Origin of the sequence: Pedobacter ginsengiterrae (assembly GCF_039537385.1) — a bacterium.
GTDB lineage: Bacteria > Bacteroidota > Bacteroidia > Sphingobacteriales > Sphingobacteriaceae > Pedobacter > Pedobacter ginsengiterrae.
This window is the reverse complement of record NZ_BAABAK010000003.1, coordinates 333,772-352,112: the sequence shown is the minus strand read 5'-3', so window position 1 is coordinate 352,112 and position 18,341 is coordinate 333,772. Positions and strand designations below refer to the sequence as shown.

General features: G+C 37.3%; 13 protein-coding genes. All 13 read left to right on the top strand.

Going from position 1 to position 18,341, the window contains the following annotated elements; genetic code table 11:
• Window positions 1-3: 3 nt before the first annotated feature.
• Window positions 4-1,335, top strand: a complete 1,332-nt coding sequence (xylA, locus tag ABD692_RS03720; protein ID WP_344765026.1) for a xylose isomerase — start codon at window positions 4-6, stop codon at window positions 1,333-1,335.
• An 80-nt stretch (window positions 1,336-1,415) separates the two neighbouring features.
• Complete coding sequence (locus ABD692_RS03715) at window positions 1,416-3,104, top strand: sodium/sugar symporter (RefSeq protein ID WP_344765024.1); 1,689 nt, start codon at window positions 1,416-1,418, stop codon at window positions 3,102-3,104.
• A gap of 486 nt (window positions 3,105-3,590) precedes the next feature.
• Complete coding sequence (locus ABD692_RS03710) at window positions 3,591-7,043, top strand: PAS domain-containing protein (RefSeq protein WP_344765022.1); 3,453 nt, start codon at window positions 3,591-3,593, stop codon at window positions 7,041-7,043.
• On the top strand, window positions 7,018-7,413 hold the full coding sequence (locus ABD692_RS03705) for a response regulator (RefSeq protein WP_344765020.1): 396 nt from the start codon (window positions 7,018-7,020) through the stop codon (window positions 7,411-7,413). The genes ABD692_RS03710 and ABD692_RS03705 overlap by 26 nt, the downstream gene beginning before the upstream one ends.
• A gap of 387 nt (window positions 7,414-7,800) precedes the next feature.
• Window positions 7,801-8,271: a division/cell wall cluster transcriptional repressor MraZ gene (gene mraZ / locus ABD692_RS03700; protein WP_316759743.1), complete on the top strand. Its 471-nt coding sequence runs from the start codon at window positions 7,801-7,803 to the stop codon at window positions 8,269-8,271.
• The gene (rsmH, locus tag ABD692_RS03695) at window positions 8,261-9,166 is read left to right on the top strand and encodes a 16S rRNA (cytosine(1402)-N(4))-methyltransferase RsmH (protein ID WP_344765017.1); all 906 of its coding nucleotides are present in this window, start codon (window positions 8,261-8,263) and stop codon (window positions 9,164-9,166) included. The genes mraZ and rsmH overlap by 11 nt, the downstream gene beginning before the upstream one ends.
• Window positions 9,163-9,597, top strand: coding sequence for an FtsL-like putative cell division protein (locus ABD692_RS03690; RefSeq protein WP_344765015.1), 435 nt, complete (start codon window positions 9,163-9,165; stop codon window positions 9,595-9,597). The genes rsmH and ABD692_RS03690 overlap by 4 nt, the downstream gene beginning before the upstream one ends.
• The gene (locus ABD692_RS03685) at window positions 9,587-11,689 is read left to right on the top strand and encodes a penicillin-binding protein (RefSeq protein ID WP_344765013.1); all 2,103 of its coding nucleotides are present in this window, start codon (window positions 9,587-9,589) and stop codon (window positions 11,687-11,689) included. The genes ABD692_RS03690 and ABD692_RS03685 overlap by 11 nt, the downstream gene beginning before the upstream one ends.
• Window positions 11,690-11,769: 80 nt before the next feature.
• Window positions 11,770-13,227 (top strand): UDP-N-acetylmuramoyl-L-alanyl-D-glutamate--2,6-diaminopimelate ligase, encoded by a 1,458-nt coding sequence (locus tag ABD692_RS03680; protein ID WP_316759731.1) that lies wholly within the window; start codon window positions 11,770-11,772, stop codon window positions 13,225-13,227.
• Window positions 13,227-14,474 (top strand): phospho-N-acetylmuramoyl-pentapeptide-transferase, encoded by a 1,248-nt coding sequence (mraY, locus tag ABD692_RS03675; protein WP_344765011.1) that lies wholly within the window; start codon window positions 13,227-13,229, stop codon window positions 14,472-14,474. The genes ABD692_RS03680 and mraY overlap by 1 nt, the downstream gene beginning before the upstream one ends.
• 67 nt (window positions 14,475-14,541) lie before the next feature.
• Entirely contained in the window at window positions 14,542-15,888 is a 1,347-nt protein-coding gene (gene murD / locus ABD692_RS03670; protein ID WP_344765410.1) for a UDP-N-acetylmuramoyl-L-alanine--D-glutamate ligase, read from the top strand.
• A 15-nt stretch (window positions 15,889-15,903) separates the two neighbouring features.
• On the top strand, window positions 15,904-17,094 hold the full coding sequence (locus ABD692_RS03665; RefSeq protein ID WP_316759725.1) for an FtsW/RodA/SpoVE family cell cycle protein: 1,191 nt from the start codon (window positions 15,904-15,906) through the stop codon (window positions 17,092-17,094).
• Between the two features lie 97 nt (window positions 17,095-17,191).
• Complete coding sequence (gene murG / locus ABD692_RS03660) at window positions 17,192-18,295, top strand: undecaprenyldiphospho-muramoylpentapeptide beta-N-acetylglucosaminyltransferase (RefSeq protein ID WP_344765008.1); 1,104 nt, start codon at window positions 17,192-17,194, stop codon at window positions 18,293-18,295.
• Window positions 18,296-18,341: the final 46 nt, after the last annotated feature.

The following is an 18,341-nucleotide window of genomic DNA, read 5'->3' as shown; positions in this document are numbered from 1 at the left end:
AAAATGATAAAAGTAATAACAGGAGCTACTGAATTTTTTAAAGGAATTAAACAGATTCAATACGAGGGTTTACAAAGTGATAACCCGCTCGCATTCAGATGGTACGATGCAGATAAAATTGTTGCGGGTAAAACCATGAAAGAACACTTTAAATTTGCCTGTGCTTATTGGCACTCTTTCAACGGGAACGGGGCCGATCCCTTTGGTGGGCCAACTCATATTTTTCCATGGGATGAAAAGAAGGATGCAGTAGAGCGTGCTAAAGATAAAATGGATGCGGCATTTGAATTTATCACTAAAATGCAGCTGCCTTATTATTGTTTTCACGATGTGGATGTTGTGGATTATGGAAATGATATAGCAGAAAACGAACGTAGATTACAGACTTTAGTGGAATATGCTAAAGAAAAACAGGCACAAAGCGACGTGAAGTTACTTTGGGGAACTGCAAATTTGTTTAGTCACGGGCGCTACATGAATGGGGCCTCTACTAATCCAGATTTTCATGTTTTGGCACATGGTGCGGCGCAGGTTAAATCAGCGTTAGATGCAACAATCGCCTTAGGCGGAGAAAATTACGTGTTCTGGGGCGGCAGAGAAGGTTATATGAGCTTACTGAACACCAATATGAAACGGGAGCAGGAGCATTTGGCTAAATTTTTACATACCGCTAAAGATTATGCACGTAAACAGGGTTTCAAAGGAACGTTTTTTATCGAACCTAAGCCTTGCGAGCCTTCTAAACATCAATATGATTATGATGCAGCAACAGTTAAAGGCTTTTTGCAGCAATTCGATTTGTTGGAGGATTTCAAACTGAATCTTGAAGTAAACCATGCAACTTTAGCTGGCCATACTTTTCAGCATGAACTTCAGGTTGCAGTAGATAGCGGTCTGTTAGGCTCAATCGATGCAAATCGCGGTGATTCCCAAAATGGTTGGGATACCGATCAGTTCCCAAATGATATTAATGAGCTAACAGAAGCGATGCTTATTATTTTAGAAGGCGGTGGATTAAAAGGCGGTGGCGTTAATTTCGATGCAAAAATCAGACGTAATTCTACTGATCCTCAAGACTTATTCTATGCTCATGTTGGTGGTATGGATATTTTTGCAAGAGCATTAATCACTGCAGATGCTGTTCTTCAAAAATCAGATTATAAAAAAGTAAGAACAGATCGCTACGCAACTTTTGATAGCGGTAAGGGTGCGGAATTTGAACAAGGCAAACTTACACTCGAAGACTTAAGAAATTATGCAGCAGAAAATGGAGAACCAAAAGTAATCAGCGGTAAGCAGGAATATCTCGAGAATGTTATAAACCGATATATTTAAAAGCTTTGCGGAAAGTTTATATTTGTCTTACAGCTAATCCCTGGCTGTAAGACAAAAAAAATATTTAACCAAATAAATTAATGAAAAATAACATACTCGATACGAAGGATTACATTGTTTTTTTAATCTATTTCGTAATTGTAGCTGCTTACGGGCTTTACATTTACAATAAAAAGAAATCCGCTTCAACTGGTTCTAAAGATTATTTCCTGGCAGAAGGTTCTTTAACATGGTGGGCAATTGGCGCCTCGCTAATCGCGTCGAATATTTCTGCAGAGCAGTTTATTGGAATGAGCGGGTCGGGTTTTAAAATGGGTCTGGCTATAGCAACATACGAGTGGATGGCAGCTGCTACCTTGATTGTGGTTGCGGTATTTTTTATTCCTGTTTATCTAAAAAATAAAATATCGACAATGCCACAGTTTTTGCATCAGCGCTATAATGGCACTGTTGCCATGATAATGGCTGTTTTTTGGCTTTTATTATACGTTGTCGTAAATCTAACCTCAATTTTATATTTAGGTGCTTTAGCCGTTAGCAGTATTTCTGGTTTCAACATCGATTTCTGCATGTACGCCATTGCTGGATTTGCCATTATAATTACACTTGGTGGAATGAAAGTTATCGGTTATACGGATGTTATACAGGTATTCTTCCTGATTTTAGGCGGTCTTGCAACAACATACCTGGCTTTGAATTTGGTTTCTGATCATTATGGAACCAAAGGAATTTTAGAAGGCTACAGCCTGATGACTTCAAAAGCATCGGAGCATTTTCATATGATTTTGAAACCAGACAACGAAAATTATATTGATTTACCTGGTTTAAGTGTGTTAGTAGGTGGTATGTGGATTGTTAATCTGAACTATTGGGGTTGTAATCAATACATCACGCAAAGAGCATTGGGCGCCGATTTAAAAACAGCACGTAGCGGAATATTATTCGCGGCATTTTTAAAATTGCTAATGCCAATAATTGTGGTGTTGCCTGGTATTGCAGCTTATGTATTATATAAAGATGGCGCATTTCAAACGGAAATGCTTCAAGATGGTTCAGTAAACCCTGATAGAGCTTATCCTGTTCTGCTAAACTTATTACCAGCAGGATTAAAAGGTTTATCTTTTGCCGCATTAACGGCAGCTGTTGTTGCATCTTTGGCAGGTAAAGCTAATAGTATCGCGACTATCTTTACTTTGGATATCTATAAGAAAGTGCTTAAAACTGATGCAACAGAAAAGAACCTTGTTTTAACTGGGAAAATAACGATAGTTGTGGCAATGGTTTTAGGTGTGTTAATTGCGCCTCATTTGGGTATCGATAAAAAAGGTGGTTTCCAATATATACAGGAATATACAGGTTTTGTTTCTCCTGGTATTTTTGCGATGTTTATTTTAGGTTTCTTCTGGAAAAAGACAACTTCTAATGCCGCGTTATTTGCTACTATTGGTGGTTTTGGTTTGTCGTTGTTGTTAAAATTCCTGCCTAAATTAACTGATCTTTCCTGGTTATCTGGTATGGGTTTCTCTAAACTTGTAAAACAAGAAAACGGAAGCATGCTCTATGAAATTCCTTTTTTAGATCGGATGGGTTTTGTATTCGTTTTCTGTATAATTGGAATGTACATTATCAGTATGATAGAAAGCAAAAAAGTAGTGAACGATAAAGGCCTCGAGATTGATGTTAAAATGTTTAAAACATCAAGAAGTTTTGCAGTTGGTGCATTAATTATAATTGGTTTAATCGTTGCATTATATAGTGTTTATTGGTAGTAACTAAAGCTCAATTAAGCTTTTTAATATATTCATAGAGCGAGAACTTGCTTGTGATTAAATTTTTAACTTAAAATCGTAATAAGCTCTTAAAAATAAAACCCATACAAATCTAATGATGCGTATGGGTTTTGTTTTTTGTAGCTACATTAAATCCTAATGGCAAGTTGTGTATTGAGTATACATTCTGTTATTAAGGCTAGGTGAATCACTGCTCACTTGTTCAGTATGTTCTCTTCAACTAATTATTGCCGATAGAGTAGCGTTTGCTGACTAAAAATGGATTAATAAACTTTTAAAAATCAAAGGGATAATCTACGGTAAGGATGATGTGTTGTTCATTTTATTCAATAACACCATTAAGTAATCTATATCGGATATTGCTTGGTAATTTCAGCATTCATATTTAATTGATTATTGAATTTTTATTTGATTCATAAGGTCGATTACAAGAAAAACTAAGGATTAATTTTAAAGATATAGTGAATGGGAAATGATACGCAAGATGTTTTTCTGGAACTACCAATTGCTGTAAAGCTCTTGGCTTCCATTACTCAATCCGTTGCATTATTGAGGGTGAATAATTCCAAAATCACTATTGAGGGTACAAATGAACAATTTGTGCAAACGGCTGGATTAACAGCTCTAGATATTAATGGCGTCGATCTGAAGGAGTTTTATAAGACTTCGGATTCTTGCGCTCAAATTTTACGCTCGATCTTTAGTAGCGCAGAGAAAAAAAACTCAACGGAAGAAAGAGTAAGTCTTAATTTGGATAATATTTCAGCTCAATCTTTTTCCTTCTGCGTTAAAAATCAGTTTCTTTATAGTAAGGATGATAGCGTTTTTGTTTTGCACACATTATCGGCGGTTCAGGAAGCTGATGGATTGAAATTAAACAATCTTCCAATTGCAAAGCGTAATTCTGCGCTTCAGGAAGCGGAGAAAAATCTAAGCGCAGAAATTTTGCTGCGAAGTGAAAAACGATTTCGTGCGCTGGTTCATGACGGTTCAGATATGATTGCCATACTAGATGATAAGGCAAATTATACATACGTAAGTAATTCAGTCCGATTTGTTTTGGATTTTGAGCCAGAGATTTTTATCGGGAGTAATGCATTTGACTTTATTCATCCTGATGATATTGAAATTGCCAATTCAGAATTTAGTAATGCGGCGGGAAAACGGAAGTTTTCTTTAAGCCCTTTCAGGTTTCGCCATAACAACGGGAATTGGAGATGGGTGCAGACGGTTATTACGGATTTACGCCAGACTCCAGCTGTGAACGGCTTTGTTGCAAATTCTAGAGATGTTACCGATCTGATCGAAGCCCGAATGGCCCTTGAACGCAGCAACGAAAGGTATCGTTTTGTCGGCAGGGCAACCTCTGATGCGGTCTGGGACTGCGATCTAGTTAATGGCACAATGTTTTGGGGTGAGGGCTTTTTAAAGCTGTTTGGATATACTGATGAAACGCTTAATTCAGATTTGCAGACCTGGGAGTCCAGGATTCATTCCATGGATATTCAAAGAGTTAAACAACAATTGGATAGCTTTCTTTGCTCATCTGGTACCAACTGGAGTGATGACTACCGTTTTTTAAAATCGGATGGAACGTTTGCCTATGTATCTGATAAAGCTTTTGTGATTAGGGATGAATCTGGCGCTCCGTTGAGGCTGATTGGCGCCATGCAGGATATTACTTTAAAAAAACAAGAAGACATCAGACTTCGAATCATGGAATCTGTTGTGACCAATACCATCGATGCAGTTTTAGTGGCGGAGGTCGTTCATGGCGCAGATTTTTTCACTAAGGTTATGTTTGTCAATGCGGCCTTTGAAGAGATGACAGGATATACACTTCAGGAGATTGAGGGAACAAGTCCTTGGTTTTTGCAAGGGATCGATTCAGATCCTTTGGAGTTAGGTAAGTTAGTGGATTGCATTCGAAACAATAGGTCTTATAAAGGTGCGATTGTTAATTATCGAAAAGATGGTACAGCAATATGGGTAAATTATTCAGTGACGCCTGTTGCCGATCAAAAGGGAGAATATACGCACTGGATCGCCATTCTCCGCGATATTACCAAGGAAAAGCAACAGGAACAACAAGCTATGCTTCTATCCAGAATAACCGAGATTTTTAATGAAGATCCAGGTTTGAAAAGTTCAGCTCGTGAGGTGCTTTGCGAGATAGCTGACTTCGGAGATTTTGCCTTTGCTAACCTATGGCTATTGGAAGAGGTTCGTGATAATTTGGAGTTGATTGCAGAGTGCTTTGGTCCAGGTTTTATTAAACCAATCATCGGCCGCCAGTTTTCACAAAGTTTATTACAACAATATGTTGGGCAAATAAAATCGGGCGCAAAGAACGCGGTCTGGAGTGTAAAATCTCCTGATGGAGAAAATAAAAAGTATATAAAAGATCTTTTTGGTTTGCCGCTTTTTCATCATGATAAATTTATAGGTGCATTAATCCTTGGTTCATCAAATGAAGATAAAGTAGCTGCAAAAGCGCTGCCTGAATCATTGGGCAAGCATCTGGGTACCGAACTTCATCGTAAAAAACTGGAACAGGAATTAGATCAGATTTTCAGAGTAGCACCCGATGTAATTGCGATTACAGACTATCAGGGGAACTTCAGAAAACTTAATCCTGCAGCATCAAAAATACTTGGTTACAGCATGGAGGAGCTTTTGTCGCGGCCTGCTATCGATTTCTTGCATCCATTAGAACGCGAACAAACATTAGAACAACTGGATAAGCTCAAAGGGAGCGAAGATTGTTATTATATAGAGGCTCGTTACCTCACCTCATGTGGTAGGAGTAAGTGGCTGGCATGGACCTCTCAGCCAATTGAAAAAGATCAACTCATTTATTCGGTGGCAAAGGATATTACCGAAAAAAAGGAAATGGAAGAGCTGTTATTTCGCTCCAATAGCCTGGCACGTATTGGAAGCTGGGAGATCACAATTCCCGAAAAACGCATTCACTGGTCGGAAATTACCAGAGAGATATTAAAAGTCGGTGCTGATTTCGAGCCTCAGGAGGAAAACCCGCTTGGCGTTTTCTATCCAAAGGAAGCTATTGATAAAATGGACACTCGTATGCAAGATTGTATTCATTTTGGCATCCCCTGGGATGAGGTTTTGCAGGTGACAACCATTTCAGGCGAACTTAAATGGATTAGGAATATCGGAAGTTCAGAAATGGTTAATGGTCAGTGTATAAGGCTTTTTGGAAGTCTTCAGGACATAGATACTCAAAAACGAACCGAGATTTCAGAGATGAGGGTTAAGGCAGATCTTAAAGCCTCAGAAAAACGGTATAGTGAACTTTTTCATCTCAGTCCCCTGCCGATGTGGGTATATGATTTCGAAACGCTGAAATTCTTGGATGTAAATGAAACGGCACTTAGTACTTATGGCTTCTCTAGATCAGAGTTTCTTAAGATGAGCATCATGGATATAAGACCAAAAAGTGAGATTGATAAAGTTCAGAACGTAATAAACGAAACCAGAAAAAGCGGAAAATCGATCTATCAGGGATCCTTCATTCATCAAAAGAAAAATGGTCAATTAATGCACGTGGATTTGAAAAGCAATACGATTATATTTAAAGGTAAAAAGGCAAAGCTTATTGTGGTGAACGATATATCTGAGCGTATTGAATATTTTCATGCTATTGAAAAACGAAATGAACGGTTGCGGGAAATTGCCTGGATTCAATCTCATAAAGTACGGGCGCCACTAGCAAAATTGATGGGCTTGGTTAATATGCTTTCGAGTAAAACTTTTGAGGATGCTGGGGTAACTAAAATATTGGACTATATAGATTCTTCTGCAAATGAACTCGATTCTATTATTCGAGAAGTAACTTCCAAATCAGAGGACGTGGATAGATTAATGACTAATGGAAAAGAAAATTTTGATAATTGATGATGATGAGATCATACTCTTCCTGCATCAGACTATAGCTGAAGACCTCTTTCCAACGATACCCAGTATTAGCTTTAAAAGCGGTAAGCTGGCGTACGATTATATTTTGAAGAATGAAGGCGCTGAGTTCCTACTATTTCTGGATATTAATATGCCTGAGATGAATGGCTGGCAGCTTCTCGATTTATTAGTTGATTTACCTTATAGATCGCAGCTTACCGTTATTATGGTTACCTCTTCGGTAAACAATTCAGACAAATTAAAATCTTACAATTACCCTTTAATAAAAGGATTTTTAACTAAACCTCTACGAATCTCTGATTTGGAGGGGATGAGTATAGATCCCCAGTTTCCCAGTTTCTTCATTTGAGGTTTTGCATCTCAGTCTTTTAACCCCATATAGATGCGTAAATCTACATGGGGTTTCTTTTTTAGATAAATTTATCAGTCATCATTTAATTGTGAGTAAAATTTCACCCAAAGTGCTTCAATTGTGCTTAGATTTGACTCCGCTATAGACTAGGCAATAAATATTTTTTCTTTGTTTATAGGTTTTTAAAAAATTCGGTTTTTTAATCATAACTTGCTTTTTATCAGTATTTAAGCGGTTTTTTTAATTACAGAGACTGATTTTTCTTTCTTCATTTTAAAGGCAAAGTGGGAGAAAGAGTATGTGGAAAACTTTTTTGTGGTAAAAAGTGGTAAAAAGTGGTAGAACTATTTACTTTTACACTACATAAAAAGTGTAAAGACCACTATGTCCAAACTTTTCGGCGAATTTGATTGTAAACTTGATGCTAAGGGGCGCCTTATGGTTCCTGCTATGCTCAAGAAAAAATTGCCTGATGTTGAGCGTGAGGGTCTTATGATTTGCCGTGGTTTTGAGAATAGTTTGATTATTTATCCGATGAAAGTTTGGGAAAAGATGGAGCAGAGATTAGAGGAAGTGAATTATTTTCAAAAAGATGGGCGTGGTTTCTTACGTTCCATGCTTCGTGGTCTTACCGAATTATCTCTTGATGCTGCTGGTCGTGTTTTGCTGCCGAAAACATTATTGGATCATGCAGGTATAACTTCCGAATTAGTATTGGTTGGGCAGTTGGATAAGATTGAGGTTTGGGATAAGGCAACTTACGAAGCTTCGTTTGCTGAAGAGCAGGATGAAGATTTTGCTGAAAAGGCAGAACGTGTTTTAGGTAAACAGAAAGGAGGAGTAGATGGAGAATAATTACCATGTTCCTGTAATGTTGCAGCCTTGTATTGATGGTTTGAATATTAAACCAGATGGGGTTTATGTTGATGTTACTTTTGGCGGCGGCGGTCATTCAAAAGAAATTTTGAAACACCTTGGTCCGAATGGCAGATTGATTGCTTTCGATCAGGACCCAGATTCACAAAGAAATATTCCTGCTGATGATCGTTTTATATTTATTGATCAAAATTTTGGATTTCTAAAAAATAATCTTCGTTTAAAAGGTTTTAAGCAGGTTGATGGGATTCTGGCTGATTTGGGTGTTTCTTCTCATCAGTTTGATGTTCCTGAGCGTGGTTTTTCTATTCGTCATAATGCAGATTTGGATATGCGAATGGATAGAAATGGTTCATTAACGGCGTCCGAAGTTCTAAATACTTATTCGGAAGATAAGCTTCATAAAATTTTCGGAATCTATGGTGAGGTTAAAAATGCTAAATCTTTAGCTCGTGCAGTGGTTACCGCTCGCTTAGAAAAATCATTTACAGATATCGATAGCTTCAAATCGGCGATTTCAGAATATATCCCAAAAGGCAAAGAGAATAAGTATTTAGCGCAGGTTTTCCAGGCATTGCGAATTGAGGTAAATGCAGAAATCAGGGTGCTAGAAGATTTTTTACAGCAAACAGCTGATGTTTTAAAGCCTGGAGGCCATCTAGTTGTAATGTCTTATCATTCTTTGGAAGACAGGCCAGTAAAAAACTTTATGGCTAAAGGCAAATTTCAGGGCGAAGTAGAAAAAGATTTCTTCGGAAATCAGCAAAAGCCATTTAATGTAATTACCCGCAAAGCGATAATTGCCACTGATGAAGAAATTGCGCAAAACAACAGAGCTCGCAGTGCGAAATTAAGAATAGCTGAAAAGATATGAACAAGTTCAGAGAAGATATAGATGAAGAATTCGGACCTGAACCTGAATTAAAAGTTAAATCTGAAAAGATTAAAACTGAAAAAGTAAAATCAGAAGATGATAAAAAGTTTAGCGAAACATTTATCGGAAAGTTTTTTAATGAAGGTGTAATATCGAAAGAAGCGGCAACAGATGCATTGCCGTTTTTATGCTTTTTGGCACTTTTAGGTATGATTTATATTGCTAACAGCCATTTTGCTGTAAACAATGTTCGCCGAATTGATAAGTTAAATAAAGAAGTTAAAGAGTTAAGATGGGAGTATAAATCTTTAAAAGCAGACCTAATGTTTAAAAGCAAATTAACAGAGGTTGCTAAAAAGGTAGATACCCTTGGAATAAAAGAATTAATTGAACCACCCAAAAAACTAATTGTTAAAAGCAATGAATATTAGAGCAAACATATTGCTTCGTGTATATCTGGCATTTGGCTTAATTGTGCTTTTTGCTTTGGCGGTATTTTTACGTCTTGGCCAGGTGCAGTTTGTACAGGGGCATAAATGGAAAGCTATGGCAGATAGTCTTTCTACAAAATACATGGCTGTTGAAGCTACTCGTGGAAATATTTATTCTAATGATGGAAGTTTGCTTGCTACCTCTGTGCCAGAATACGAATTGCGTATGGATATGTTTGCGGGAGGTATAGCAGAAGATAAAGTTTTTAATGAAAAAGTTGATTCGCTGGCTTTTAAGCTTGCTCAGTTATTTCAGGATAAAACTGCAAAAGACTATTCGAGAATTCTTCGTAAAGGTCGTCAGGATAGTGCTCGTTACGTGTTAATTCGTCGTAAAGTAAATTATGCTGATTTAAAAACCGTGAGAACTTTTCCTTTATACAACATTGGTAAGTTTAGTGGTGGTTTAATTGCAGTACAACAAAATAAACGGATTTTGCCTTTTCAGGCTTTGGCTGCCAGAACAATTGGTTATAAAAATGCCAATGTTGCAAACGGTGTTGGTTTAGAAGGCGCTTACAATCAATACATAAATGGAGAAACGGGCAGAAGATTAATGCAACGCATTGCCGGCGGTGTTTATGTACCTGTTAATGATGAGGAAGAGGTTGCCCCAAAAGATGGTGCTGACATTATTTCAACCATTGATATTAATATGCAGGATTTAGCTCAGAGTGCCCTGCAAAAGCAATTGATCAAAAGTGATGCTGACCATGGTGCCGTAATTTTAATGGAGGTAGCTACTGGCGAAGTTAGAGCGGTTGCAAATTTTTCAAAAGTATCTACAGGGGTTTATCAGGAGAAATTTAACTATGCGATTGCAGGTAATCAGGATCCAGGATCTACTTTTAAACTCGCCTCTTACATGGCACTTTTGGAAGATAAATTGGTTGATACTAATTCGTTAATCGGTACAGGTTATTATCAAATTCCAGGTAAATTAATTACCGATTCTCACCCCAAAATAGAAACTGTTACGGTAAAAAGAGCGTTTGAAGAATCTTCAAATGCAGCAATTGCAAAATTAATAAACACTCATTACGGTAATGATCCGATAAAATTTACAGATCATTTGTATGACTGGCATTTAAATGAAAAAATGGTTTTGCAAATTCCAGGTGAAGCACAGCCTGTAGTTAAGAATCCTAAAACAAATAAAAGCTGGAATAAAAACATGACGTTGCCACAAATGGCTTACGGTTATGAGATGCAGTTAACCCCATTAAAAATGCTTTCATTTTATAATGCAGTAGCGAATAATGGTAAATACGTAGCGCCAATTTTTGTAAAAGAAATTAGAAGATTGGGTAACCCGATAGAGCAGTTTAAGGCTCGTGTAATTAACGAAGAAATTTGCTCGGAAGTTACATTGAGTAAAATTAAAAAGATGTTAGAGGGAGTAGTTACCCAGGGTAGTGGTAAGCAATTTGTATATAATCCGCTTTACAAAATCGCTGGTAAAACCGGTACTGCGCAAGTTGCGGATGGTAATAAAGGATATAAAGCAAAAAAACAATATCAGGCGTCTTTTGTAGGTTATTTCCCTGCTGATAAGCCCAAATACTCGCTTATAGTCGTAATCAACGATCCTAAAGGCGGTTATTATGGAGGTTCGGTATCAGGTCCGGTTTTCAGGGAAATTGCAGACCGGGTTTATGCCAGCGATATGCAAGTGTATAGCGATGTTCCGGTGAGATTGGTGGGAAATACAGGTAATCCGCCAACTAAGGCTGGTCAAAGTAAAGCCACTCAAAAGGTTTACAAAGCATTTGGATTTAAGCCACTTTTTGCGTCGAAATCAGAATATTACAACACAATTGATACCAGTGCCGGAACAATTTTCCAGGAAAATAGTGAACGCAAAGGCGTAATGCCAAATGTAGCTGGGATGGGTTTAAAGGATGCACTTTATTTACTTGGTAATGCAGGGCTTAAAACCAAAGTAACTGGTTCTGGAAAAGTAATCAGGCAATCGGTGCAGGCTGGGACAAAAGTTGGCAAAGGATTACTGGTAGATATACAATTAGATTAAAGAATTAGAGTGGGATGGATTGGAATGGTGGATATTAAATATTTGATCATCTGAAATTCAATCATTCAAAAATAAATAATATGCAATTACAGGATTTACTTTATGGCGTAACAATAAAAGAATTAGTTGGTAGAACCGACAGGGAGATTCATGCCCTAAACTTTGATTCGCGTAAGGTAACTGAAAATGATGTTTTCGTCGCGATAACAGGAACGGTATCAGATGGCCATCTTTTTATTGAGCAAACTTTAAAACAAGGTGCTAAAGCTATAATTTGTGAAAACCTACCTGAAATTGAAAATTTTGATGCTACTTACATTAAGGTCGAAAATGCATCAGTTGCCTTGGGTATTATGGCGGGCAACTTTTATGGAAATCCATCGGCTGATTTAAAGCTAATTGGAATTACAGGGACCAATGGTAAAACAACGATTGCAACTATTTTATTTAAGCTTTTTAGAGATTTAGGTTATAAAACAGGTCTTATATCAACCGTAGAAAACTATGTAAATGATGTTATTGTGCCTGCAACACACACTACACCAAATCCATTGGCGCTTAATGAACTATTGAAAGATATGGTTGATGCAGGTTGCGACTATTGCTTTATGGAAGTGAGTTCGCATGCGGTTGCACAACACAGAATTGAAGGTCTTACTTTCTCAGGCGGTGTTTTCTCGAATTTAACGCATGACCATCTTGATTTTCATAAAACTTTTGACAGTTATTTAAAAGCTAAAAAGGCATTTTTTGATATTCTGCCAAAATCAGCTTTTGCGTTAACAAATATCGACGATAAAAATGGTATGGTTATGCTACAGAATACCAAGGCGCACAAAAAAACTTATGCGCTTAAGCAGCTGGCCGATTTCAAAGCAAAAATTGTTGAAAACGGATTTAGCGGATTGCACCTTGATATTGATTACGAAGACGTTTTCTTTAAATTAATCGGTTCGTTTAATGCCTATAATTTACTTGCTGTTTACGGTACAGCAATTTTATTAGAACAAGATAAATTAAAGGTATTAACCCTTTTAAGTCGTTTAACAGGCGCTGAAGGTCGTTTCGATTACATCGTTTCTGAAGATAAGATTATTGGTATTGTAGATTATGCCCATACGCCAGATGCGGTTCAGAATGTATTAGGCACCATTGCCGATATCAGAAAAGGAACAGAGCAGGTCATTACAGTTATTGGTTGTGGTGGCGATCGCGATAAAACTAAACGCCCTGTAATGGCTCAGGTTGCCTGCGATTGGAGCGATAAAGTTATCCTTACTTCGGATAACCCAAGAACAGAAGATCCAGCTGCTATTATTTCAGAAATGGAAGCGGGTGTTTCGCCAAGCAACAAACGTAAAACAATATCCATTTTAGATAGAAGGGAAGCGATAAAAACGGCCTGCCATTTGGCAAAAAGCGGAGATATTATTCTTATTGCTGGAAAAGGCCATGAGAAATACCAGGAAATTAATGGCGTACGTAATCATTTTGATGATAAGGAAATTTTACTTGAACAATTAAACCCTGCCAGCTAATGTTATATTTATTATTCGAATACCTGCATAAGCATTATGATATACCTGGATTAAGGTTGTTCCAATACATCACTTTCCGTGCCTCAGTATCTATTATTTTATCATTGATTATAACCACTGTTTACGGGCGCAGACTGATTGATTATTTGCATAAAAAACAAGTTGGTGAAACAGTAAGAAACTTAGGTTTAGAAGGCCAAATGCAGAAACAAGGTACCCCAACAATGGGTGGTATTATTATTTTGCTCGGTATTTTAATTCCGACGTTATTGTTCGCAAATATCTCTAACGTTTACGTAATCCTGATGATCATAACAACCATCTGGATGGGCGCAATCGGATTTTTAGATGATTATATAAAGGTATTCAGAAAAAATAAAGAAGGTTTAGCAGGGCGTTTCAAAGTAGTTGGTCAGGTAGGTTTAGGTTTAATTGTAGGCTGGACTATGTACTACAACCCTAATATTGTTGTTAGAGAAACCGTTCAGGATAATGTGAAAACCACATCTTCTGCGCCAATGGTTTTACGTCAGAAAGGTGAAACTTTTTATTATACGCAAGATGTAAAATCAACCAAAACCAATATTCCTTTTTACAAGAATAATGAGTTTGATTATGCAAAGGTGCTTAAGTTTTTAGGTACAGGTTATGAGAAATACGCTTTCTTAGTTTTTCTTGCTTTCACTGTTTTTATTATCACGGCTGTATCGAATGGGGCTAATATAACCGATGGTATCGATGGTCTGGCAACAGGAACATCGGCAGTAATCGGAACTACGCTGGGTATTTTGGCTTATGTTTCGGGTAACGTTGGCTTCGCCGATTACCTTAATATTATGTATATCCCGAATTCGGGAGAGCTTATGATTTTTGCAGGCGCATTTGTTGGTGCTTGTGTTGGTTTTCTTTGGTACAATTCGTACCCAGCACAGGTTTTTATGGGCGATACTGGAAGTTTGGCTATTGGTGGTATTATCGCCTCGTTCGCTATTATGATTCGTAAGGAATTATTAATTCCGATACTCTGCGGAATCTTCTTGGTAGAACTCGTATCAGTTATTATGCAGGTTAGCTATTTCAAATACACGAAGAAAAGATTTGGCGAAGGTAGGAGGGTTTTATTAATGGCGCCTTTGCATCACCACTATCAGAAAAAAGGATATCATGAAGCTAAAATTGTTAACCGCTTTTGGATTATCGGAATCATGCTGGCGATTATGACAATAGTAACCTTAAAATTAAGATAAGTAACAAAAAATAATAAAAATGCAAACCAATAATTCTACACAAACGCCTAATCAACCTAAGTCAGCAATGGCAGGGCAAGGCCGTGTGGTAATTTTGGGGGCTGGTGAAAGTGGAGTTGGTGCTGCAAAATTAGCGATGCAAAAGGGTTTCGATGTTTTTGTATCCGATTATGGTGTAATTACTGATAAGTATAAAGCCGCATTAGAGAAATTAGGTGTTGCCTTCGAATCAGAACAACATTCCGAAGAACTAATATTAAATGCAATTGAAGTAATTAAAAGCCCAGGGATTCCTGCAACAGCTCCAATTATAGAAAAATTGCTTGCAAAAGGTATTTCGGTTGTATCAGAAATAGAGTTTGCTAAACGATACACTACCGCCAAAACAATCTGTATAACAGGTTCAAACGGTAAATCAACAACAAGTCTACTTACTTATCATATCCTAAGAAATGCTGGTGTAAATGTAGGGTTAGCAGGCAACATCGGACAAAGCTTTGCAGCGCAGGTTGCAGATGAAGAATTTGATTGGTATGTATTAGAGATCTCGAGCTTCATGCTTGATGACATGTTTCAGTTTAAAGCAGATGTAGCAGTTTTATTAAATATAACGCCTGATCATTTAGACCGATACGATTATAAACTGGAAAATTATGCTGCATCTAAAATGCGGATTATCCAGAATCAAACCTCAGCTGATGTATTTATTTACTGTGCTGACGATGAAGAAAGTTTAAAAGCGCTTAAAGGCGTATTGCCTTTAGCAAAAACATATCCCTTTTCAATTGTGAAAAAAGTTGATCAAGGTGCATACTTACAAGACGATACAATACATATTCACACAGAACCAAATAACGAACTAACCATGTCTATTTCAGATTTAGCCTTACAAGGTAAGCACAACATTTATAATTCTATGGCTTCTGGCATTGTTGCCAAAGTATTAGAATTAAGAAATGACACCATTCGCGAGAGCATGGGCAATTTCAAAAATATTGAGCACAGATTAGAACATGTGGCTAAAATTTCGGGAATTGATTTTATCAACGATAGTAAAGCAACCAATGTAAATTCTACCTGGTATGCTCTAGAAAGCATGACAACTGATGTGGTTTTGATTATGGGCGGCGTTGATAAAGGCAATGATTATAACATGCTTAAGGATTTGGTGAAAAGTAAAGTTAAAGCTATTGTTTGCCTAGGTAAAGATAATAAACGCATTCACGATGCATTTGAAGATGATGTGGAAGTTATTGTAAATACTTTTTCAGCAGAGGAAGCTACGCAGATTGCATTTCACTTAGCTAAACGAGGAGATGCAGTTTTACTTTCTCCAGCCTGTGCTAGTTTCGATTTGTTTAAGAATTATGAAGACCGCGGTAATCAGTTTAAAGCGGCAGTTAAAGAATTATAGAAGGAGGTTTTTATTATGCTTCAAGCACTATTAAATAAAACAAAAGGCGATAGATGGATCTGGTTGATCATCATCCTGCTTTCGCTTATTTCTGTAATGGCAGTTTATAGTGCTACGGGTACGCTTGCGTATAAAAAGGGAGAAGCGGTAGAGAAGTTATTGTTAACCAAACACTTAATTTTTGTTTTATTAGGTATTGGAATGATTTACATTTCACATTTACTCGATTACCGTTATTATGCTGGTATATCTAAAATATTGATGATTGTGACTGTTCCTTTATTGTTATATACTTTAGTGTTCGGTGCAAATGTAAACGATGCATCACGCTGGGTTAAAATACCAGTAATTGGATTAACGTTCCAGACATCCGATTTAGCAAAACTTGCCTTGATTACTTTTTTGGCCAGAATGCTTACCAAGAAACAAGAAAACATTAAGAATGTTAAAGAATCTTTTATTCCTATTATGGGTTCTGTTTGTGTGGTGTTTGTTTTAATTGCACTGGCTAACTTATCTACAGCATTAATGCTTTTTGGTGTGAGTATTTTGCTTTTAATTATTGGGCGTATCAGTATCAAACAAATTTCATTAGTTTGTGTTGGTGGTGCAATACTGTTAATGTTTGTAGTGTTTTTAGGTCCAAGAAGAGCAACGTACGCATCTCGTATAAAATCTTTCATGCATCCAGAGCAACAGCATTCTGATAAGACTTTCCAGGCCGACCAGGCAAAAATTGCTTTGGCTACGGGTGGAGTTTTCGGTAAAGGACCAGGTAACAGTACGCAGCGCAATTTCCTTCCACATCCTTATTCGGATTTTATTTTCGCCATTATTATTGAAGAATGGGGAACGTTTGGAGGATTAGTGATTATGATGCTTTACCTGGTGCTTTTGTACCGATGTATAAAAATAGTAACACGGGCACCCAAGGCATTCGGAGCTTTACTTGCCGCTGGTTTAAGCTTTAGCTTAACCATACAAGCTTTCGCAAATATGGCCGTAGCAGTAGGATTAGGGCCAGTAACAGGTGTGCCACTTCCATTGGTAAGTATGGGTGGAACATCCATGATTTTTACCAGTGTGGCTTTTGGCATTATTTTAAGTGTAAGCCGTGATGTTGAAGAGCACGTTGCTGGAAAAGATGCGACAGATAAAGTGAAGAATAATAAAGTAATTGTAGGTGAGATTCCTGCGATGGCATAGATGCTTAAGGCGAAAGCGGAGAGCAGAAAAAAGAAATAATATTTTACAAAGAAAGCTTTAGATTTTGGTCTTTTGGCTTCGAGTTTAACAAATAAAAATGAATAATTCCCCAAAAATTATCATATCAGGAGGTGGCACAGGCGGGCACATTTTTCCCGCCATTGCCATTGCCAATGCACTAAAACGCATTGTGCCGACTTGTGAAATTTTATTTGTGGGTGCAACTGGTCGTATGGAAATGGAAAAGGTTCCAGCGGCAGGATATAAAATTGTCGGTTTAAACATCAGTGGTATTCAACGAGGTTCTATTGTTAAAAATCTTGCCTTACCATTTAAAGTTATTGGCAGTGTGCGTAAAGCCATGCAGCTAATAAATGATTTTAAACCTAATGTGGTAGTTGGAGTTGGCGGTTATGCTTCTGGCCCTTTATTGTACGCAGCTTCGTTAAAAGGAATCCCATATTTAATTCAGGAGCAGAATTCTTATGCTGGTGTTACCAATAAATGGTTGGGTAAAAAGGCTTCAAAAATTTGTGTCGCTTTTGATGATATGGATCAGTTTTTTCCCTCTGATAAAATATTGAAAACAGGAAACCCGGTTAGACAGGAAGTTGTAGATATAAAAGGTAAGCACTATTCGGGCGCAGAACTGTTAAAGCTAGATCCTCAAAAGAAAACAATCTTGGTAACAGGCGGTAGCCTTGGTGCAGGAACATTAAATAAAAGTATAGAAAAACATTTAGCTGAAATTATAGCGCAGGATGTTCAGGTAATCTGGCAGACAGGTAAATTTTATTATAAAGGTATTATCGAAAGATTAGGTTTAAACTATCATCCTAATGTGCGTATTCTGGAATTTTTGAATAAAATGGATTTAGCTTATGCAGCAGCAGATGTTATTGTCAGTCGGGCAGGAGCAGGAACCATTGCTGAACTTTGTTTAATTAGAAAGCCGGTTATTTTGGTGCCATCGCCTAACGTTGCAGAAGATCATCAAACTAAAAATGCGTTGGCTTTAGTTAAGAATAATGCCGCTGTTTTGATCAACGATCGCTCTGCAGAGGACACTTTAGTAACTGAAGCGCTACGATTATTAAACGATAAAACTTACAGCGAAACGCTTTCTGAAAATATTTGGAAAATGGCACTGCCTGCAGCGGATGAAATTATAGCGAGAGAAGTATTGAAATTGATTAAATAAGCTAAAAGACTAAACCTAAATAAACTATAATAAAAATTAGTTGAAC